This is a genomic window from uncultured Dokdonia sp. (assembly GCF_947492535.1).
Classification (GTDB): Bacteria; Bacteroidota; Bacteroidia; order Flavobacteriales; family Flavobacteriaceae; genus Dokdonia.
Genome location: NZ_CANLNH010000013.1, coordinates 59,865 through 76,400 on the forward strand (window position 1 = coordinate 59,865; position 16,536 = coordinate 76,400).

A 16,536-nucleotide genomic window follows, 5' to 3' on the forward strand; every position below is an offset into this window, starting at 1 on the left:
GTTAATGTTGATGTAAGTTATTGTTAAGTATTTTGTTATTCTTATTTTGCTATGACTAAATATCACCACATCAACAACCCATCCTATGAGAAGAATTTTAGCGCTTAGTTTGCTATGTATATTCTGTTTTACGAGTACTATACAAGCTCAAAAAAGAAATAAAAAGAAAAAGAAAGGAATTCCTGAAAAAGTAGAAAAATCAGATAGCAAAAAGGAAAAGAAAGATAAAGATGCTATCAAAGATTATAAAGATGTAGTTACTAAAGATGCTGTAACGGATAGTGGTCTTTTTCAAGTACATCGCGTTAAAAAATCATATCTCTATGAAATCCCTTTTTCAGTATTAGAAAAAGACATGTTATGGGTAAGTCGTATTGCTCAAATCCCTTCTGGTTTAGGAGGAGGCTTTTTTAATGCGGGAACAAAAACCAATGAACAAGTAGTTCACTGGCAACGTTTTCAAGATAAGATATTACTCAAAGTAAAATCGTTTAGAAACATTGCCGATAGTACAAAAGCGATTAGTAATTCTGTACGTGTAAATAATTACGAACCTACTTTATATGCTTTTGATATCAAGGCATTTAATAAAGACTCTACGGCTGTAGTCGTTGATGTTACAAAACTGTTTTCTACAGACGTAAAAGCCATTAGCGGATTGCCTTCATTTTTGCGTAAACAATATAAAGTAAAGCGATTAGATGCGTCTCGTAGTTTTATAAACAGCGTAAAAAGTTACCCACTAAATATAGAAGTAAAACAAGACTTTACGTATGACGCTTCAGAGCCGCCTACTGCTCGTAGTACAGAGTCTATCAGTCTTCAAATGAATCAATCTATGATTCTTTTGCCAGAAGAACCTATGCAACCTAGAATTTCAGATCCAAGGGTTGGTTTTTTTACAGTGAGTCAGTTTGATTATGGAAGTGATGCCTTAAAAGCAGATGAAAAAACCTATATATCCAGATGGCGATTAGAACCTAAAGATCCAGAAGCATATGCAAGAGGCGAGCTAGTAGAACCCGTAAAACCAATTGTATATTATTTAGATCCAGGTACTCCTGAAAATTTACAGAAGTATATTAAACAAGGTATAGAAGACTGGCAAAAACCTTTTGAAACGGCAGGATTCAAAAATGCAATTATAGCAAAGGATGCGCCAACCCCAGAAGAAGACCCTGAATTTAGCCCAGAAGATATACGTTATTCTGTTGTTCGTTATGTGGCAAGTACAACACGTAATGCTGTAGGACCAAGCGTTTCTGATCCTCGTAGTGGAGAGATTATAGAAAGTGATATTATCTGGTATCATAACCATTTACGTAGCTATAGAAACCGTTATTTATTAGAAACAGGTGCTGCAAACCCAAGTGCTCGTACATTAAATACTCCAGATGAAGAAATAGGGGAGATGATGCGTATGGTGATTGCTCATGAAGTAGGGCATGCGTTAGGGTTTCCACATAATATGGCAGCTAGTTATGCGTATGATGTAGAGTCGTATAGAGATGGTGCTTTTACACAAAAAAATGGAATTGCAGCAAGTCTTATGGATTATGCGAGATATAACTATATAGCACAACCAGGGGATCAAAATATTCGTTTTGTACGTCAAATGGGACCTTATGATCATTATGCTGTCAATTGGGGCTATAGATGGTTACCAAATGCAACAACAGAAGGAGAGGTACCTACATTAAATAAATGGATCTTAGAAAAAGCAAATGATCCTATCTATAAATTTGGACGTCAATCTAGTCGTTTTGATCCGCAATCACAAACAGAAGGAATTGGAGACGATCCTATCAAAGCAAGTACATACGGGATTAAAAACCTACAATATGTAGCTCAAAACTTACCAGCCTGGACGTCAGATCAAACCAATAACTATCAAGATTTAGAAGAATTATACGGAGAGTTATTAGGAGTGTATAGTAGATATGTTGGACATGTCGTAACTAATATAGGAGGCGTATATGAAAATCTTAAGAATCCTGACCAAGCAGGCGTTGTGTACACACATTTAGATAAAAATGCACAGCAGGAATCCATGAAGTGGCTTCAAGCAAACCTATTTAAAACTCAAGATTGGCTAGCAGATGCTTCTATATTACAAAACATAGATCATGCAGGTTATTTTGAACGTATGCGTAACGTGCAATCACGTTATTTAAACGGACTTTTAAGTTTTGATAGAATAGGACGATTAATAGATGCAGAAACACTTAATGACGAGTATTATAGTGCCTATGATATGCTTTCTCAATTACGCAAAGGACTGTGGTCTGAAGCATCAAGAGGTCAAAGTGTAGATATTTATAGACGTAATTTACAGAAATCGTATGTAGATAGAATGCAATTTTTAATGACAGATGAAGGACCTAGAAGAAGACGCGGGAGACCAGGTTTTGAAAGTACATTTGTGTATAACACAAATACGTCAGATATTAAATCGTTAATACGTGGAGAACTTACTACATTACGTGCTACGCTAAGAAACGCTAAAAATGGAAACATTAATAGAATTACAAAATACCATTACCAAGATGTAATTGCAAGAATAGATGCTTTATTAGATCCTAAATAACCAATAATCTAGAGCATAAAAAAGCCCTCAAATAATTCTTATTTGAGGGCTTTTTTATAGAGATATAATACTATTCAGAACAATCAAAATCAATGTCCAGTACTTTGAGTCCATAATTTTTCGCATCATAATTGAAGTGCCACCACTCTGTTCTAATCACAGAAAACCCATTCTTTTTCATGACTTCCCATAAGATTTTACGGTTTGCTTTTACGGTATCTGTATGATTTGGGTGATCTATATGCGCTTCTTTTCCAAAATGATCATAATCACTACCCATATCTAAAGGCGTTCCATCTAACTTTACAATGGTCATATCAATTGCAGCTCCTCTGTTATGTATAGAACCGCTCTTATACGGGTTTCCTACATAGGAAGGATTAGGATAGATAGCCCACATTTTCTTTTGAACAGAAAGAGGTCTATAACAATCAAAGAATTGAATTTTATAGCCAAGTTCGCAAAAATCATGATTGGCTGCTGCGATGGCTTCGGCTACTTCAGGTAAAAGCAAGCACTGCACACAATCATATACGGTTGTTTTTAAAAAATTATCGTCTGTAGCATACTTGACATCATAGGCATAGGTTCCGCCATAGGTTTCGATATTTACTAGAGGAGATTCTTGTGCTGTTATTGTCATAGAAAACAATAAAAAGGCTATAAAAAAATGATGTATTTTCATACCGTTAAAATACAAAAAATGATGATGAGGTTGTATACGCTTTCGCGAAAGCGTATATCTATAAAATAATAAGTAGCATAAAGTTAAAGATTAAGTTTTTAACCTATTAAAACAAAAGAAATTAGTACAGTTTCTAAATGATTTATATCTTTATTTACAATGTATTATAAGTACAATGTATTCATTTAAAGAATATTATGAAAAAACATATTTTATTTATATCAATATTACTTTTTCCTTTAGTTGGATTATCTCAAGAAGAAGACTTATTTGCTAATGAATGGATATTACATTATATGGTTATTGATGGGGAGACTACCGTTTCTACTGTTTCTTCTGCAACTATTGTATTTAATGATCCTTCAACTGGATTTGATGTGTATGCAACTGTTAATGGATTTAATTATTATGCTGAATTTGCTCCACCTACTGTATTTAATGAAGACAGTTTTATAGTTAACGAAGGCGGCGTAACTTTAGGTGATTGTGAATCTGATTGTGAACTTGAGGATCAATATCTTGGCACAATACTATTTGGTTTTGATAGAGAGTTTGATTATGAAATAATAGACGAATCAAATGGAGATAAAATATTGATTATCACAACTCCTGAAGGGAACGTTGCAGTACATGGAAATTATTCTCTTTCTTTAGATGAGTTTGTAAAACGAAACATCAAAATTTATCCGACTCCAACAGAGAACGTACTACACATTAATTCTAAAGAATTACCTATCCAGAGTATTAATGTTTTTTCATTATTAGGTACAAATGTCTTTGAAACTAATAATATATACCAAAATTATTCAATGGACGTATCTTTTTTAAAGAGGGGAGTTTATTTTGTTAAAATTACATTTAAAAATGGGAATGATTATATGCATAAGTTTATAAAAAAGTAACTAATATAGTCCTTAGTTTTAATTTATAATTTTTAATAGCATATTTTAATGATCCAATTTCCACATATAAAAACACAGCGTCTAGCTATTAAACTAAAACCAAAAGCTGAAAAGCTAGTGAAACAAGGACATCCGTGGATTTTTGAAGATAGTATTGCTAAACAGAATAAAGAAGGAAAAGCAGGAGATATAGCGATTCTTTTTGATCAGCGTAAAGACAAAGTGTTTGCAATAGGTTTATATGATCCAGATTCTCCCATAAGAATCAAAGTACTTAGTGCTGCTCCCGCAACTCCTGACACCTCTTTTTTTAAACAAAAAATCGATACTGCTTTTTCTAAAAGAGCCGAGTTGCTAGCAACAGATACCGATAGTTATCGTTTTATTTTTGGAGAAAATGATGGATTCCCAGGCTTAATTGCCGATGTTTATAAGGATGTGTTAGTGGTTAAGTTGTATACAGGAATATGGTTTCCATACCTAGAAATGATCTTACCGGAGCTAGTCTCTATATCTAAAGTACGTACTGTTGTTATCCGATTGAGTCGTAATTTACAGAAATCTAATTCACATGGATTTAAAGATGGACAAGTCATTCATGGGATATTACCTTCAGAAGTTATCTATTTTAAGGAACATGGGATACGCTTTTCTGCCAATGTAATTCATGGTCATAAAACGGGTTATTTCTTAGATCATAGACATAATAGAAAACGTGTAGGTGAGTTATCTAAAGGGAAAAAAGTGCTTGATGTTTTTAGTTATGCGGGCGGATTTTCTGTACATGCGCTTGCTGGCGGTGCTACTGAAGTCATAAGTTTAGATATCAGTGCACAAGCATTGCAAGTCGCGCTAGAGAATGGAAAATTAAATCCCAATACAGGAAAACACAGTATCATGGCTATCGATGCGTTTGTAGGTTTACAAGAACTTATAGACACACAGCAAAGGTTTGATATTGTAGTGATTGATCCTCCTAGTTTTGCTAAAAGTGCCAAAGAGATTGAAAGTGCTAAGCATAGTTATAGTAGACTGGCTATGTTAGGAACACAGTTGGTTGCAAAAAACGGAATATTAGTACTTGCATCTTGTTCTTCACGAATTACAGCTCAGCAGTTTTTTGATATTTCTGAACAAGGCATTTTAAAACATAAAGACGCTTTTAAAGTAATAGAAAAAACATTTCACGATAGTGACCACCCCATTGGATTTCCAGAGGGAGCCTACCTTAAATGTGGGTATTATCATTTAGATTCATAAATTTAGTATTTTTCACCTATGAGAACATATATCTATATTATTGCCGCTCTATTATACGTTTGTGTCAGTTGTACTCCTGAAAAGCCAGAAGTGTTTCTATCGGCAGAAGAACGTTCACTGATACCATACCCTAATGAAATTGCTACTTCTGATCAAGGGTTTCTCATTGATGAAAATACAACGGTTTATGCAGGAACTCGTTTAGAAAGTCAAGCAATAGCACAAAGATTTTTGCAACGTTTTGAAAAAGCAAGCGGATGGATATTACCATCTAAGAACGAAAGCAAGCTAGCAAAAAATAGCATTCACTTTGTATTAGACCCGAATGCAATTGAAATTTCTAATGATGAAGGATATCTACTTAAGGCATCTAAAGATCGTATCATTATTAGAGCAAAAACAATGGCTGGTTTGCATATGGGAATTCAAACTTTATATCAATTACTACCCGATGCAATAGCTGCTGCTACTGTAACACCAGCTGTAGTATGGGCAGTTCCTGGAGTAGAAATACAAGATGCGCCTACGTATGAGTATAGAGGCGCAATGCTGGATGTAGCACGACATTTCTTTTCTGTACAAGATGTAAAACGATATATAGATTTAATTGCTAGCTATAAAATCAACAAATTACATTTACATCTTACAGATGATCAAGGATGGCGTATCGAAATAAAATCATGGCCAAAACTTACAGAAATAGGAGGCACCAGTGCAGTAGGAGGTGATCAAGGAGGGTTTTATACACAAGCACAGTATAGAGATATTGTCGCATATGCAAAACTGCATCATATTACAATTATTCCTGAGATTGATATGCCAGGACATACCAATGCAGCATTAGCTTCCTATCCAGAATTAAATTGTGATGGGAAAGCACGAGCATTATATACTGGAATGAAAGTAGGATTCAGCACACTTTGTGTGGATAGTGAAGTGACCTATACATTTCTTGATGATGTCATTAGAGAGTTGGCAGCACTTACCGATGGTGATTATATTCATTTAGGAGGTGATGAGTCTCATGTTACACCAAAAAAAGAGTATAATCTGTTTTTGACCAAAGCACAAGCGATTGTTAAAAAATATGGTAAGAATGTAATGGGATGGGAAGATATTCAAAGCGCAGGTATTTCTGATGAAGCTATTGTACAGCATTGGACAAATAGTGAGATCGCAACGCTAGGAGCAAAACAAGGTGCTTCTGTGGTATTATCTCCAGCTCCTAAAACATATCTTGATATGAAATATACAAAAGAGACAAAGATAGGTCTCACGTGGGCAGGAGTAACTCCTATTGATAGTGCTTATATTTGGAACCCTCGTACACTATTGAAAGACGTCCCTTCTTCACAAATTATAGGCATAGAATCTCCTTTATGGACAGAAACCGTAAGAGATATGAATGCCATCGAATATTTAGCATTTCCTAGACTTATAGGTCATGCAGAATTAGGTTGGTCAAAAGAAGATAATATAGGTTGGGATTCTTATATAGAACGACTTAAAAAGCATGTAAATCGTTTAAAAATTAAAGAAGTAGATTATTATCCATCTCCACTTTTAGAAGAATAATCTAATGCTTATTCCATAGATGTAATCCATTCTATTGCCTTCTCTAGTTTATAAAAATTGCGAATCTTATGACGAAATTTTTTCTTTTCGATCATAAAATCCATTAAACCATTTTTTGTATATGCTACAATGGCTAATGCTTTTAATTGAAAACCTTCTTTGTAGAACTTTTCCCAATCTTCATATTTTATATCGTAATCATTATATCTATTAGATATAAGAGAAAGGTTTATTTTTTTACCATAATGGCTGATAGCAATTTCAATAAGTTCTTGAGCGCTTTCCCAAGTAATATACTCTCCTTCATTTATCTGTGATATAATAAAGTCTTTATAAAAGTAAAATGTGCCACATTGTAAAATATAGGTCTCTTCAAAGTGGGGTAAAGCTTTGTAGTCAAATGTTTTCATATATGAAAAATACAATACTTATTCTTTTATATATGTTCTGATTAGACAGGAAGTAACTACGCTAGATTAATAACCTAGTTGTATAGTTAAAATACAAAGTATGAGTATCGTTTTGTTGTAAAGTTATTTTCTTTTTAAATAGAAAACTGCTTAGCTGACTAAAGATTTATCTCTTATTGTAGGTTTATGAGTGGTTACCCATTCAGCTGCTTCATATAAATTTTCGAATGTCTTGATTCTTGATTTGAAAAATATTTTTTCCATCATGACATTAATCAATCCACTTTTTGAATAGGTAACTACCGCAAAAGCTCTAAGTGTATGTCTTTGTTTAAAAAATTTTAACCAGTCTTGCGCCTCAATAGAGTAGGAGTGTATTCTGTTAGAAATGTATGATATTTTAGAACCACTTCCGTAATGATTTAAGGCTAATTCTATGATATCTTGAGCTGCTTCCCAATTAAAATGAACGCCTTCATTTATCTCAGAGATAATGAAATCTTCGAAGAAATAGAATACACCCGTAGAGAGGATATAAACATCTTCTAATTCGTATTTTAATTTTGATTCAGAAACTAGCATAGTATAAATCTACAGCAGATATTGATTAGGGAATATTAAAAATACCCTTTTTTATAGTTTAAGAGACAAAATACACAAAAAAATCGATGAATTACACAAATTACTAGTAATTTATTGACACCCACTACTAAAGCCTGTAGCATCAAAAGAGGCTTCTACAACACCAGTTCTTGTGTTTGAAATTGCTTGAATGACTAAGTTATTCATTCCGCTACCATCTCGTTTTGGGCTACAATATTCAAATAAGTAAAAACTATTTGCTTGATTGGCTACATTATTTGAAACTTGATTAAACACAGTTTCTAGTTCAGAACTATCTGTTGCAAAAACGCTTCCTGCAGTTCCTATTTGTGTAAGTGTATTTTCGTCTATTTCATTACCGAGACCAATCGTAAAGAAAGAAATATTCTCATCTGCATTAGCAACTGCGGTTAATGCTTCCTGTTCTGTAAAACGAGCAGCTTGGTCTGTACCATCTGTAAAGATGACAATAGATGCCGCTCCAAAAATATCTTGTGCTTCTGCATTTGTAATGAGGTCTTCTGCGACTTGCGTCGATTTTATAACAGCGCCATATAGATCTGTAGAAGGATCATTACTAATTTCTGGAGTAATACTATTTATAGCATCTTGTAATACAGTAGCACTCGATGTAGGTGCTTGTAACTCGTGTAATACATCTTCTCCATCAAACCAATAAATACCCATTTGAAAAGAATCTGTAGGAATAGACGGTACTACATTTGTAATAAAACTAATTGAAGCATCTTTTAATTCTTGTAAACTAGAACTCAAAACACTATTACTTAAATCAAGGACTAAGATGGTATTATTTATAAAAATCTGTGAATTAGGAGAAATCTCTGCAGAAGATTCTGAACTTGAAATTTCATTAAAACAAGTATCATTACGTCCTTGTTCAAAAATTCTAAAGTCAGATGGATTAAGTCCTGGTACGCCATTACCATCTAGATCTGTCACTCTAAAAAACACAGATACTTTAGAAGGAAGTGTCGTAAAAGAATCTTCGATAGTAAGTGTTAATTCTTGAGCGCCTAGATTAAGACATTCTATGCCACTATTTGAGTTTCCATCGTCATCACGCGTGCTGCATGCGGTAGTGATACATAGTAGGAGAGCTAAAAAATAAAAAAAGGTGATTTTCATAAATGATTCGATTTGATTGATGCTAGCATAACGCTTGCCGTTCCTTTTTTATTTTAAATACATTATGTTAAGAGATACATAATTTTACGACCTAAGTAAAAAATTAAAGTTCATTTCAGCATGATTTTGGTACAAAACTTGTTAATGGATATGTTAAGGATCACCTATTATTAATACGCATTTACTATCTTTACTAATCAAATAGCTATTTTGAAAACTACATCTAAGACATCTATTTTTAAAAAAATCCTATTCATACTAACCTTATTTTGTGTGAGTATAGGATATGCTCAATTAGATGCACCTCGTAAATCTATTAAGATTGAAGGCAAACAGAATAATGAAGCTCCAAAGCCAATTTTAGTCTCTCCAGAAAATGCTTCATCAAGCATTTCGTCAGAAACACTCTCTGTAAAAAGTAAAGTGAAATTAGGGCAACCAGAAAGCGGCACCAAAAAACGAGAGGTTCGTTTTATGGAAGGGGAAGAGTTTGCAAAAAAAGATTATACCGCACTAGAAAATAAGCTTAATAACAAGAATAATTACACAAAAGATGCAGGTTTAAAACCAGAATATTATAACGATCAGCATTTTGGCGATTTTAAAAGTGGTTCTAAATTTGTTCGTTTCTTATACAGAGACCATGAGTATGTAGATGGAGATAGAGTAAGTGTCGCTGTAAATGATACGATTATACATCCTAATATTCATCTCGCTGGTGAATTTCAAGGGTTTTATATAGACCTTAAAACGGGATTTAATAAAATAGATATCACAGCATTAAATCAAGGAACTTCAGGACCTAATACCGCTCAGTTTGTAATGTATGATGATAATAGACAAGTGATCTCTTCCAATGTTTGGAATCTTGCAACAGGCGTTAAAGCCACAGTTATTATCGTAAAAGACTAATCATAACTTTACTTATTCTTTATACGCTTTCGCGAAATCGAACTTGTGAGATTCACGACCAAAGGGAGAGCGTAGCGTTAAAGCGTAACCAACCATACCTCATTTATTATCTATGAAATCAACGATACTATTTCTGTTTTTATATGTGTTTATTGCACAATCTGCTTTTACACAAGAAGAAGAATTACTTCTAAAAATAGATGAACCTTGGCGAAGTGAGCAATTAACATTTCCTATCGCATTTGCACCATCCTTAGATTATAAAGGAATAGAAGAAGTACGTTTTGCAAAAGGGTGGGGAACACCAGATAGTGAGGAGTTTTGGACTTATACATTCTTATGGTATCTGGACGAAGACCCAAGTGTAACAGCAACTCGTTTAGAAAAGGATATTGAAGCTTATTTTAACGGACTAATGGCTTTGGTAGGTAAAGGCAACGGTCTTACTGATATTCCTAATGCAAACGTTGTTTTTGTACCAGAAAACAGTAATGAAGGATCATATATAGGAAAAGCAAAGATCTTTGATGCCTTTTTTACAAAAGACATACAAACGCTACATATAAAGGCAGTATCAGGTTTTTGTGAAGAAACAAATAAGTATACTGTACTTTTTACATTTTCACCAAAAACATTTGATCATTCTATTTGGAAAACATTAAATGGTATTACACTCACTGTAGCTTGCGAGTAACTTTTTTAAAGATTTATTTTTTTATTTATTTCTATAAAAGGATTTGAGAAATAATCTATAGTCGGTAAACTTAGCTCATTTTTTATAACAATATTTCCGTTTCTGAAAATGGTATACTTTTTACCACTAATTGATATAGAATCCTCTTCTTTAACGACTCCATTAAATACAAGACTTGCTTTATCGGTATTAATGACTCCTAAATGAGCTCTTAAATTCTCTCTTTCATCATAATCATTCAGGTTAGAACTTATGATCTTAATATCAATAATACTATAACCATGCATATAGTCCAAAGGTCTTTGTCTTAGAATTATTCCCTGAAGTTTTAGATTAACCTCTGCATAATATACTTCATCAGTAGATTCGTTAGAACCTTTGTAAGTAACTTGTATAATAATAGCTATAAGAATTATGCCAATAATTGGATATAGAACTTTTGTAAAATTCATATTTAATGAAGTTTTTTTCCAGCGACATAGACACCTGCACTTGGTAACTCAAACAATTCTAAATCAAAATAAGAGATAGAAGCTAGAAAGTGATCAAAGATATCAGCCATTATGTATTCATAGTTTTGCCATCGTTTGTCACTACTAAAACAATAAATTTCCAGAGGAATTCCCTGCGATGTAGGCGCTAATTGACGCGCCATGATCATCATATCTTTATTAACAGCAGAATGCTGAGAGATATAGGTTTCCATATATTTTCTAAAAACACCAATATTAGTAAGATTACGACCATTTACTTGAAGTTCTCTTGAAATACCTAAGGTTGTATTAGAAGCTTCTATTTTCTCTTGACGATCGGTGAGATATGTTGTTATTAGATGAATTTGTTTTAGTTTTTCTATATCCTCATTTGCTAAGAATTTTATACTCTCTTGTTTAATATATAAAGCTCTTTTGATACGCCTTCCATCAGAATCATTCATCCCGCGCCAATTTTTAAAACTATCTGAGATTAATGCATAGGTAGGTATAGTTGTAATGGTTTTGTCAAAGTTTTGAACTTTTACGGTGGCTAAGTTTATTTCTATAACATCTCCGTCAGCACCATATTTATCAAATGTGATCCAATCACCAATACGTACAATATCATTGGTGGCCACTTGAATACTAGCTACAAAACCTAGAATGGTATCTCTAAACACTAAGATAATAACCGCCGAAATGGTTCCTAAACCAGCTAAGAACTTCCATAAGTCAATATCAGAGACAACAGCTAATGCTAGGAATACGCCTGCAAACCAAGCAAAAATCATAAATACCTGAATGTAACTATCTATAGGTTTGTCTTTAAGTCTTGGTTTGGTTTTAAAATAACTCTTTAATGAGTTTAAGAAAGCACGTGCAATACGTAATACCAATACAATTCCTAGTAATTGTAAAAATTTAATGGCAAAAAGCTCTAAATCTTTAAAGTCTTGAAAAATATGTGGTACCGTCCAATAGGCAATAAGGAGTGGTAGTAAATGTCCAACACGTCTAGGAACTCTATTTTCTATAAGTAAATCATCGAGTTTTGTTTTTGAAGCTGTAGCGATCCCGCTAGATACTTTACGTAATATTTTTCGCGAAAGCATATCTACAATTAATAAGACAGCAACTAAAAGTATACATAAAACAATGACATTGACATAAGTTGCCACAGAGACAGAGAGTCCTTTATCAATTAAAAAATTATAGAGCCAATGGCTTATTTGTTTCATACAATGAATAACTATTTGCACAAAAATAGTATTATTATAGGTTGATAAAGAATAAGAACGCCTAGAACTAACAAATCATTAGATATATGTCTATAAACTTTTCAGAATTTGCCCCTATAGAAACCTCTCGTTTACATCTTCGAGCACCTAAAATAGAAGATCGGGAGACGATTTTCTTTATGCGTACAGATCCTAAAGTAAATGAATATATACAACGTGTGCCGCCCAAATCATTACAACAAATAGATCTTTTTATTAACGATCGTTTGAGAGATAGGGAAGTAGGACTGAGTATCTATTGGGTACTTACATTAAAAGAAAACCCAGATCAGTATATAGGCGCGATATCACTTTGGCATTTTTCTGAAGATCGAAAAACAGCTGAAGTTGGCTATGATTTACACCCAGATTATCAAGGAAAAGGCTATATGAGTGAAGCATTACAAGCTATAGTACGTTTTGGTTTTGATACATTAGAGTTACATACTATAGAAGCATATACCCATGAGAATAATACTTCTTCTAAACAATTATTAGAAAAGTTTGAATTTTCACTTACTGATAAGAAAGATATAGACGTTCCTAAAAATTGTGTTTACGCACTTAAAAATAAATGAGTACTTATTCTTTTTGATCTAAAAAATCGCCTAACTGATTTAATTTCGTATCCCAGAATTGCTCGTAGAACGCTAACCAATCTTTGACTTCTTGAAGCGGTTTTGTTTCTGCTTTACAAAAACGTTCTCTGCCGGAAGTAGCTATAGATATTAAACCTGCATCTTCTAGTGTTTTAAGATGTTTTGTAACGCCTTGTCTCGTCATATTAAACTGAGCAGAAACTTGCGTAATAGGCATGGCAGTTGCTGCAATCACCAAGGCGTGAAATACTTCACGCCTTGTAGGGTCTGCAATCGCTTTTAATATTTTAGTGATATTATCCTGCATGTACTAGGTTTTTTAGATACCCCATAAGCCCCGTTAAACACTGATCCCAACCACCATTAAAACTTTGAAACATCTCAACAGCGGTTTCATCATTATAGTTTGAAATACCTGAATGTTCTAAATATAACTTAGTACCTCCTTCAACTTCTTCTAAGACCCACTTTACAATAGTTTCCACAGGATTTTCAGTCACAATCCATGAGTATATAAGTGTGTAAGGTGTAGCTTCAAGTACTTCTCCATGTATGGGAGAGCATTCATCTCCTGAGGCATTAAAGGTATATTGAAACCCTTTTTCTGCTTTGAAAGTAGCAGGAATAAACCACGTTGAGATTTGTTCTTGATTGGTGATAGCATCCCATACTTTCTGAATGGAATGATTAAATAACTGTTCTTTTGAAATAATGTCTTTCATTTTGTATTGATTTTTTGATTAATGCAACTAATTAGTTGCTAAATTATAAAAATTATTTTTATATGCAACTTTTTGGTTGCTTGTTTTAATTCCTTTATTTAGTAGCTTCGCATACTAACATCTATGTTTTTCTTTAGAATAGGGGAATAGAAGTAATTTGTAGTATATATGAACATCATTTATAGAGTATCTGTTTTCTGTCTATTTGTTACATTGACAAGTTGTTTATCTGATCATGCCTCGACAATCTATCAACATACCATAGTTCCTGCTCCACAAGAGGTCTTATTGGTCAATGATTTTATAGATATAACAACACTTCCAGAAAATTTAGGGACAACAGAAAATGACTTTGGTGCATTTCAGTTTTTATTAGATCAAGTCATATTCGCACCACATTCTCTAGTTACTAAAGAAAACTTAACCTCAGATAGATTGCAATTAGAAATAACGACCTCTTTAGAAGAAGACGCATATGTGCTTGCATCTTCAGAAGATGCTATCCATATTTTAGGAGGAAGTGATCGTGCGGTACGTCATGGTATTATGACCTTATCTCAACTTATTACTGAGGAAGGTACTGTTCCAATTGGGATTATTAAAGATCAACCTGATTATGAGTATCGATCATTGATGATTGATTTATCTCGTAATTGGCATTCGGTGGCAAACTTAAAACAATTAATAGCTCTTGCTGGATTTTATAAACTGAAGTATGTCCATGTACACTTAACAGATGATAGCCTATTTACATTTCCGAGTGAGGCATTTCCTAACTTAATGAGTGAGCAACACTATTCTAAAAATGATTTTAAGGAATTAAACGCTTTCGCGAAAGCGTATGGAATTACTTTAATACCAGAGATTGATATGCCAGGTCATTCAAGTGCTTTTATCCGTGCGGATGCAAAACGCTGGGCTATCGAAAATACTAATGCAAACTACTATACCTTAAACATGGGAAGTGAGCAAGTATATGAGGGTATTCAGGTTTTATTAGAAGAAGTCGCAGAAGCATTTCCTGAAAGTCCTTATATACATATAGGCGGTGATGAAGTCCACACAGGAGGGTTTGATACAGATCCTCAGGTACAAGCTTATATGAAAGAATACAAATTAGCCTCTCTTAATGACTTGTACCATCATTTTATCGTACGAGTAGGGGAACAAGTGAAAAAGGTCGGAAAACAGCCTATGATATGGTCTGGGTTTAATGGGCAGAGTTCGGTTAACATCCCTAAAGATTTTGTGATTATGGCTTGGGATATGTCAGATTATACACCTCAAATGCTACTGGATGATCAATATACTATTATTAATGCTTCTTGGAAACCATTATATGTCGTTAATAATCGTAAATGGTCTCCTGAAACTATTTATAATTGGTCCCCAAGACAATGGAAAACACATCAAACTCCAGACTCATTATCTGGACATTTAGTAAAACAATCTCAAATGATTGCTGGTGGTTCCATGTGTGCTTGGGAGCAAGGACAATATAAAGAACTGATAAGCTTACGTAAACGTCTTGCAGCAATGAGTGAACGGTTATGGAATTCAGACAAAACAGATTATACGTCGTATGTCTTAAGAAACAAGGCGTCTGATAAACAATTAGACGCTATTTTATTTCCTTTCAGGCTTATAGAAGAAGGATTGACACAAGGAGATTGGGAAGATGCCAATCGGTATGAGAATTTTCAATTTGAAGATACTTTATCTATAAAAATACAATCAAAGCAAGAGGATATCACAGTACATTATACACAAGATGGTCGTATACCTACATTGACAGATCCTGTATATACAGCACCAATTATTTTACAAAAAACGGGCGTGATCTCTTTTCAGGCTTTCAAACACCAAAAAGCCATAGGACATACTTTAGAAAAGAAATATTTCTTAGCTCCTATAAAAGCGAATATAAAAGGGTTGATTACAGACTTACCACCGCATAGTTGGCAACATCATAAGTTTGCAGATTCTCTTACGCTTACATTTACAACAAAACGAAAAGGCACGTTACGATATACTATTGATGGGAATCGTCCTAAGGCAACAAGTACTATATACAAAGACCCTCTTGTAATTCATGATACTAAGACCGTTCAAATAGGATTGTTTGACGATATGGATATGCAAATTGGATCTTCTTGGGGGCATGGGTATGTAAAACCTGGTCTAGAGACAAGTTTAACAACGCATAAACCTGTAATTACAAGCCAAGGAGAAAATGAATTATGGACATCTTCACTAATCAATGATGGAGAGATTGCCCGCAGAGATCACTGGGGGTTAAGAACCAATGGAAATAATTGGGCAGTTATAGATCTTGAAAACGAATATGTTATTACTAGATTTAAAACATATACCTATTGGGATGGCAGCCGATTTTATGAATATACGATAGATGTTTCTGTAGATGGAGATTCTTGGCAACAAGTGGTGGATAGAAGTACAAATAGAGAAATATCTACTCCAGAAGGCACTGAAGACCATATATCTCCTACAAAAGCACGCTTTATACGATTAAATCTGTTGAGAAACAGCGCTAACCCTAGTTTACATTTAGTAGAATTTCAAGCTTTTGAGGATTAAGAAATTTTAATGATTATTTTAAAATATATGATGTTTAAAATTAGATAGTTATAAAATAGTATTAAGTAATTTTTTGTTTGAATATACTTT

16 protein-coding genes are annotated in these 16,536 nt (G+C 33.6%); 8 read left to right on the forward strand and 8 right to left on the reverse strand.

Annotation, left to right across the window (positions count from 1 at the left end):
- Window positions 1–85 precede the first annotated feature (85 nt).
- Window positions 86–2,587 carry a zinc-dependent metalloprotease gene (locus Q1A60_RS16250; RefSeq protein WP_299767174.1) on the forward strand — a complete coding sequence of 834 codons (2,502 nt, stop codon included), beginning with the start codon at window positions 86–88 and terminating at the stop codon, window positions 2,585–2,587.
- A gap of 70 nt (window positions 2,588–2,657) precedes the next feature.
- On the opposite strand, the gene Q1A60_RS16255 is transcribed toward Q1A60_RS16250, so the two are convergent.
- The gene (locus Q1A60_RS16255) at window positions 2,658–3,272 is read right to left on the reverse strand and encodes a M15 family metallopeptidase (protein ID WP_299767173.1); all 615 of its coding nucleotides are present in this window, start codon (window positions 3,270–3,272) and stop codon (window positions 2,658–2,660) included.
- 197 nt (window positions 3,273–3,469) lie between these two features.
- Here Q1A60_RS16255 and Q1A60_RS16260 point away from each other — a divergent pair, with 197 nt between their 5' ends.
- The 3 genes from Q1A60_RS16260 to Q1A60_RS16270 are packed head-to-tail and all read left to right on the forward strand — an operon-like array spanning window position 3,470 to window position 7,009.
- Window positions 3,470–4,174: a T9SS type A sorting domain-containing protein gene (locus tag Q1A60_RS16260; RefSeq protein WP_299767172.1), complete on the forward strand. Its 705-nt coding sequence runs from the start codon at window positions 3,470–3,472 to the stop codon at window positions 4,172–4,174.
- 48 nt (window positions 4,175–4,222) lie between these two features.
- Complete coding sequence (locus tag Q1A60_RS16265; protein WP_299767171.1) at window positions 4,223–5,434, forward strand: class I SAM-dependent rRNA methyltransferase; 1,212 nt, start codon at window positions 4,223–4,225, stop codon at window positions 5,432–5,434.
- A gap of 18 nt (window positions 5,435–5,452) precedes the next feature.
- Entirely contained in the window at window positions 5,453–7,009 is a 1,557-nt protein-coding gene (locus Q1A60_RS16270; RefSeq protein ID WP_299767170.1) for a family 20 glycosylhydrolase, read from the forward strand.
- Between the two features lie 8 nt (window positions 7,010–7,017).
- Here the strand turns inward: Q1A60_RS16270 and Q1A60_RS16275 are convergent, their stop codons facing one another.
- The 3 genes from Q1A60_RS16275 to Q1A60_RS16285 all read right to left on the reverse strand — a co-directional run bounded on the left by Q1A60_RS16275 (window position 7,018) and on the right by Q1A60_RS16285 (window position 9,168).
- On the reverse strand, window positions 7,018–7,419 hold the full coding sequence (locus Q1A60_RS16275; protein WP_299767169.1) for a hypothetical protein: 402 nt from the start codon (window positions 7,417–7,419) through the stop codon (window positions 7,018–7,020).
- Window positions 7,420–7,569: 150 nt separating this feature from the next.
- A complete protein-coding gene (locus tag Q1A60_RS16280; protein WP_299767168.1) occupies window positions 7,570–8,001 on the reverse strand; it encodes a hypothetical protein in 432 nt (143 codons plus the stop codon).
- A gap of 111 nt (window positions 8,002–8,112) precedes the next feature.
- On the reverse strand, window positions 8,113–9,168 hold the full coding sequence (locus tag Q1A60_RS16285) for a VWA domain-containing protein (RefSeq protein ID WP_299767167.1): 1,056 nt from the start codon (window positions 9,166–9,168) through the stop codon (window positions 8,113–8,115).
- Between the two features lie 210 nt (window positions 9,169–9,378).
- On the opposite strand from Q1A60_RS16285, the gene Q1A60_RS16290 reads away from it, so the two are divergent.
- Both Q1A60_RS16290 and Q1A60_RS16295 read left to right on the forward strand, forming a co-directional pair.
- Window positions 9,379–10,080 (forward strand): hypothetical protein, encoded by a 702-nt coding sequence (locus tag Q1A60_RS16290; protein WP_299767166.1) that lies wholly within the window; start codon window positions 9,379–9,381, stop codon window positions 10,078–10,080.
- A 112-nt stretch (window positions 10,081–10,192) separates the two neighbouring features.
- A complete protein-coding gene (locus Q1A60_RS16295) occupies window positions 10,193–10,774 on the forward strand; it encodes a hypothetical protein (protein WP_299767165.1) in 582 nt (193 codons plus the stop codon).
- A 5-nt stretch (window positions 10,775–10,779) separates the two neighbouring features.
- Here the strand turns inward: Q1A60_RS16295 and Q1A60_RS16300 are convergent, their stop codons facing one another.
- Together Q1A60_RS16300 and Q1A60_RS16305 are read right to left on the reverse strand one after the other, a co-directional pair.
- On the reverse strand, window positions 10,780–11,226 hold the full coding sequence (locus Q1A60_RS16300; RefSeq protein ID WP_299767164.1) for a hypothetical protein: 447 nt from the start codon (window positions 11,224–11,226) through the stop codon (window positions 10,780–10,782).
- A gap of 2 nt (window positions 11,227–11,228) precedes the next feature.
- Window positions 11,229–12,488, reverse strand: a complete 1,260-nt coding sequence (locus Q1A60_RS16305) for a mechanosensitive ion channel domain-containing protein (protein ID WP_299767163.1) — start codon at window positions 12,486–12,488, stop codon at window positions 11,229–11,231.
- Between the two features lie 86 nt (window positions 12,489–12,574).
- Here Q1A60_RS16305 and Q1A60_RS16310 point away from each other — a divergent pair, with 86 nt between their 5' ends.
- Complete coding sequence (locus Q1A60_RS16310) at window positions 12,575–13,105, forward strand: GNAT family N-acetyltransferase (protein WP_299767162.1); 531 nt, start codon at window positions 12,575–12,577, stop codon at window positions 13,103–13,105.
- Window positions 13,106–13,109: 4 nt separating this feature from the next.
- On the opposite strand, the gene Q1A60_RS16315 is transcribed toward Q1A60_RS16310, so the two are convergent.
- Both Q1A60_RS16315 and Q1A60_RS16320 read right to left on the reverse strand, forming a co-directional pair.
- Window positions 13,110–13,433 (reverse strand): metalloregulator ArsR/SmtB family transcription factor, encoded by a 324-nt coding sequence (locus Q1A60_RS16315; RefSeq protein ID WP_299767161.1) that lies wholly within the window; start codon window positions 13,431–13,433, stop codon window positions 13,110–13,112.
- A complete protein-coding gene (locus Q1A60_RS16320; RefSeq protein ID WP_299767160.1) occupies window positions 13,423–13,848 on the reverse strand; it encodes an SRPBCC domain-containing protein in 426 nt (141 codons plus the stop codon). Before Q1A60_RS16320 ends, Q1A60_RS16315 begins: the two co-directional genes overlap by 11 nt.
- A 168-nt stretch (window positions 13,849–14,016) precedes the next feature.
- Here Q1A60_RS16320 and Q1A60_RS16325 point away from each other — a divergent pair, with 168 nt between their 5' ends.
- Complete coding sequence (locus tag Q1A60_RS16325) at window positions 14,017–16,446, forward strand: family 20 glycosylhydrolase (RefSeq protein WP_299767159.1); 2,430 nt, start codon at window positions 14,017–14,019, stop codon at window positions 16,444–16,446.
- The last annotated feature ends 90 nt before the right edge of the window (window positions 16,447–16,536 follow it).

What these genes read in the sequence shown, in the direction of transcription:
- Q1A60_RS16250 (WP_299767174.1), top strand. Translation starts at nt 86, where the DNA reads ATGAGAAGAATTTTAGCGCTTAGTTTGCTATGTATATTCTGTTTTACG.
- Q1A60_RS16255 (WP_299767173.1), bottom strand. Translation starts at nt 3,272, where the DNA reads ATGAAAATACATCATTTTTTTATAGCCTTTTTATTGTTTTCTATGACA.
- Q1A60_RS16260 (WP_299767172.1), top strand. Translation starts at nt 3,470, where the DNA reads ATGAAAAAACATATTTTATTTATATCAATATTACTTTTTCCTTTAGTT.
- Q1A60_RS16265 (WP_299767171.1), top strand. Translation starts at nt 4,223, where the DNA reads ATGATCCAATTTCCACATATAAAAACACAGCGTCTAGCTATTAAACTA.
- Q1A60_RS16270 (WP_299767170.1), top strand. Translation starts at nt 5,453, where the DNA reads ATGAGAACATATATCTATATTATTGCCGCTCTATTATACGTTTGTGTC.
- Q1A60_RS16275 (WP_299767169.1), bottom strand. Translation starts at nt 7,419, where the DNA reads ATGAAAACATTTGACTACAAAGCTTTACCCCACTTTGAAGAGACCTAT.
- Q1A60_RS16280 (WP_299767168.1), bottom strand. Translation starts at nt 8,001, where the DNA reads ATGCTAGTTTCTGAATCAAAATTAAAATACGAATTAGAAGATGTTTAT.
- Q1A60_RS16285 (WP_299767167.1), bottom strand. Translation starts at nt 9,168, where the DNA reads ATGAAAATCACCTTTTTTTATTTTTTAGCTCTCCTACTATGTATCACT.
- Q1A60_RS16295 (WP_299767165.1), top strand. Translation starts at nt 10,193, where the DNA reads ATGAAATCAACGATACTATTTCTGTTTTTATATGTGTTTATTGCACAA.
- Q1A60_RS16300 (WP_299767164.1), bottom strand. Translation starts at nt 11,226, where the DNA reads ATGAATTTTACAAAAGTTCTATATCCAATTATTGGCATAATTCTTATA.
- Q1A60_RS16305 (WP_299767163.1), bottom strand. Translation starts at nt 12,488, where the DNA reads ATGAAACAAATAAGCCATTGGCTCTATAATTTTTTAATTGATAAAGGA.
- Q1A60_RS16310 (WP_299767162.1), top strand. Translation starts at nt 12,575, where the DNA reads ATGTCTATAAACTTTTCAGAATTTGCCCCTATAGAAACCTCTCGTTTA.
- Q1A60_RS16315 (WP_299767161.1), bottom strand. Translation starts at nt 13,433, where the DNA reads ATGCAGGATAATATCACTAAAATATTAAAAGCGATTGCAGACCCTACA.
- Q1A60_RS16320 (WP_299767160.1), bottom strand. Translation starts at nt 13,848, where the DNA reads ATGAAAGACATTATTTCAAAAGAACAGTTATTTAATCATTCCATTCAG.
- Q1A60_RS16325 (WP_299767159.1), top strand. Translation starts at nt 14,017, where the DNA reads ATGAACATCATTTATAGAGTATCTGTTTTCTGTCTATTTGTTACATTG.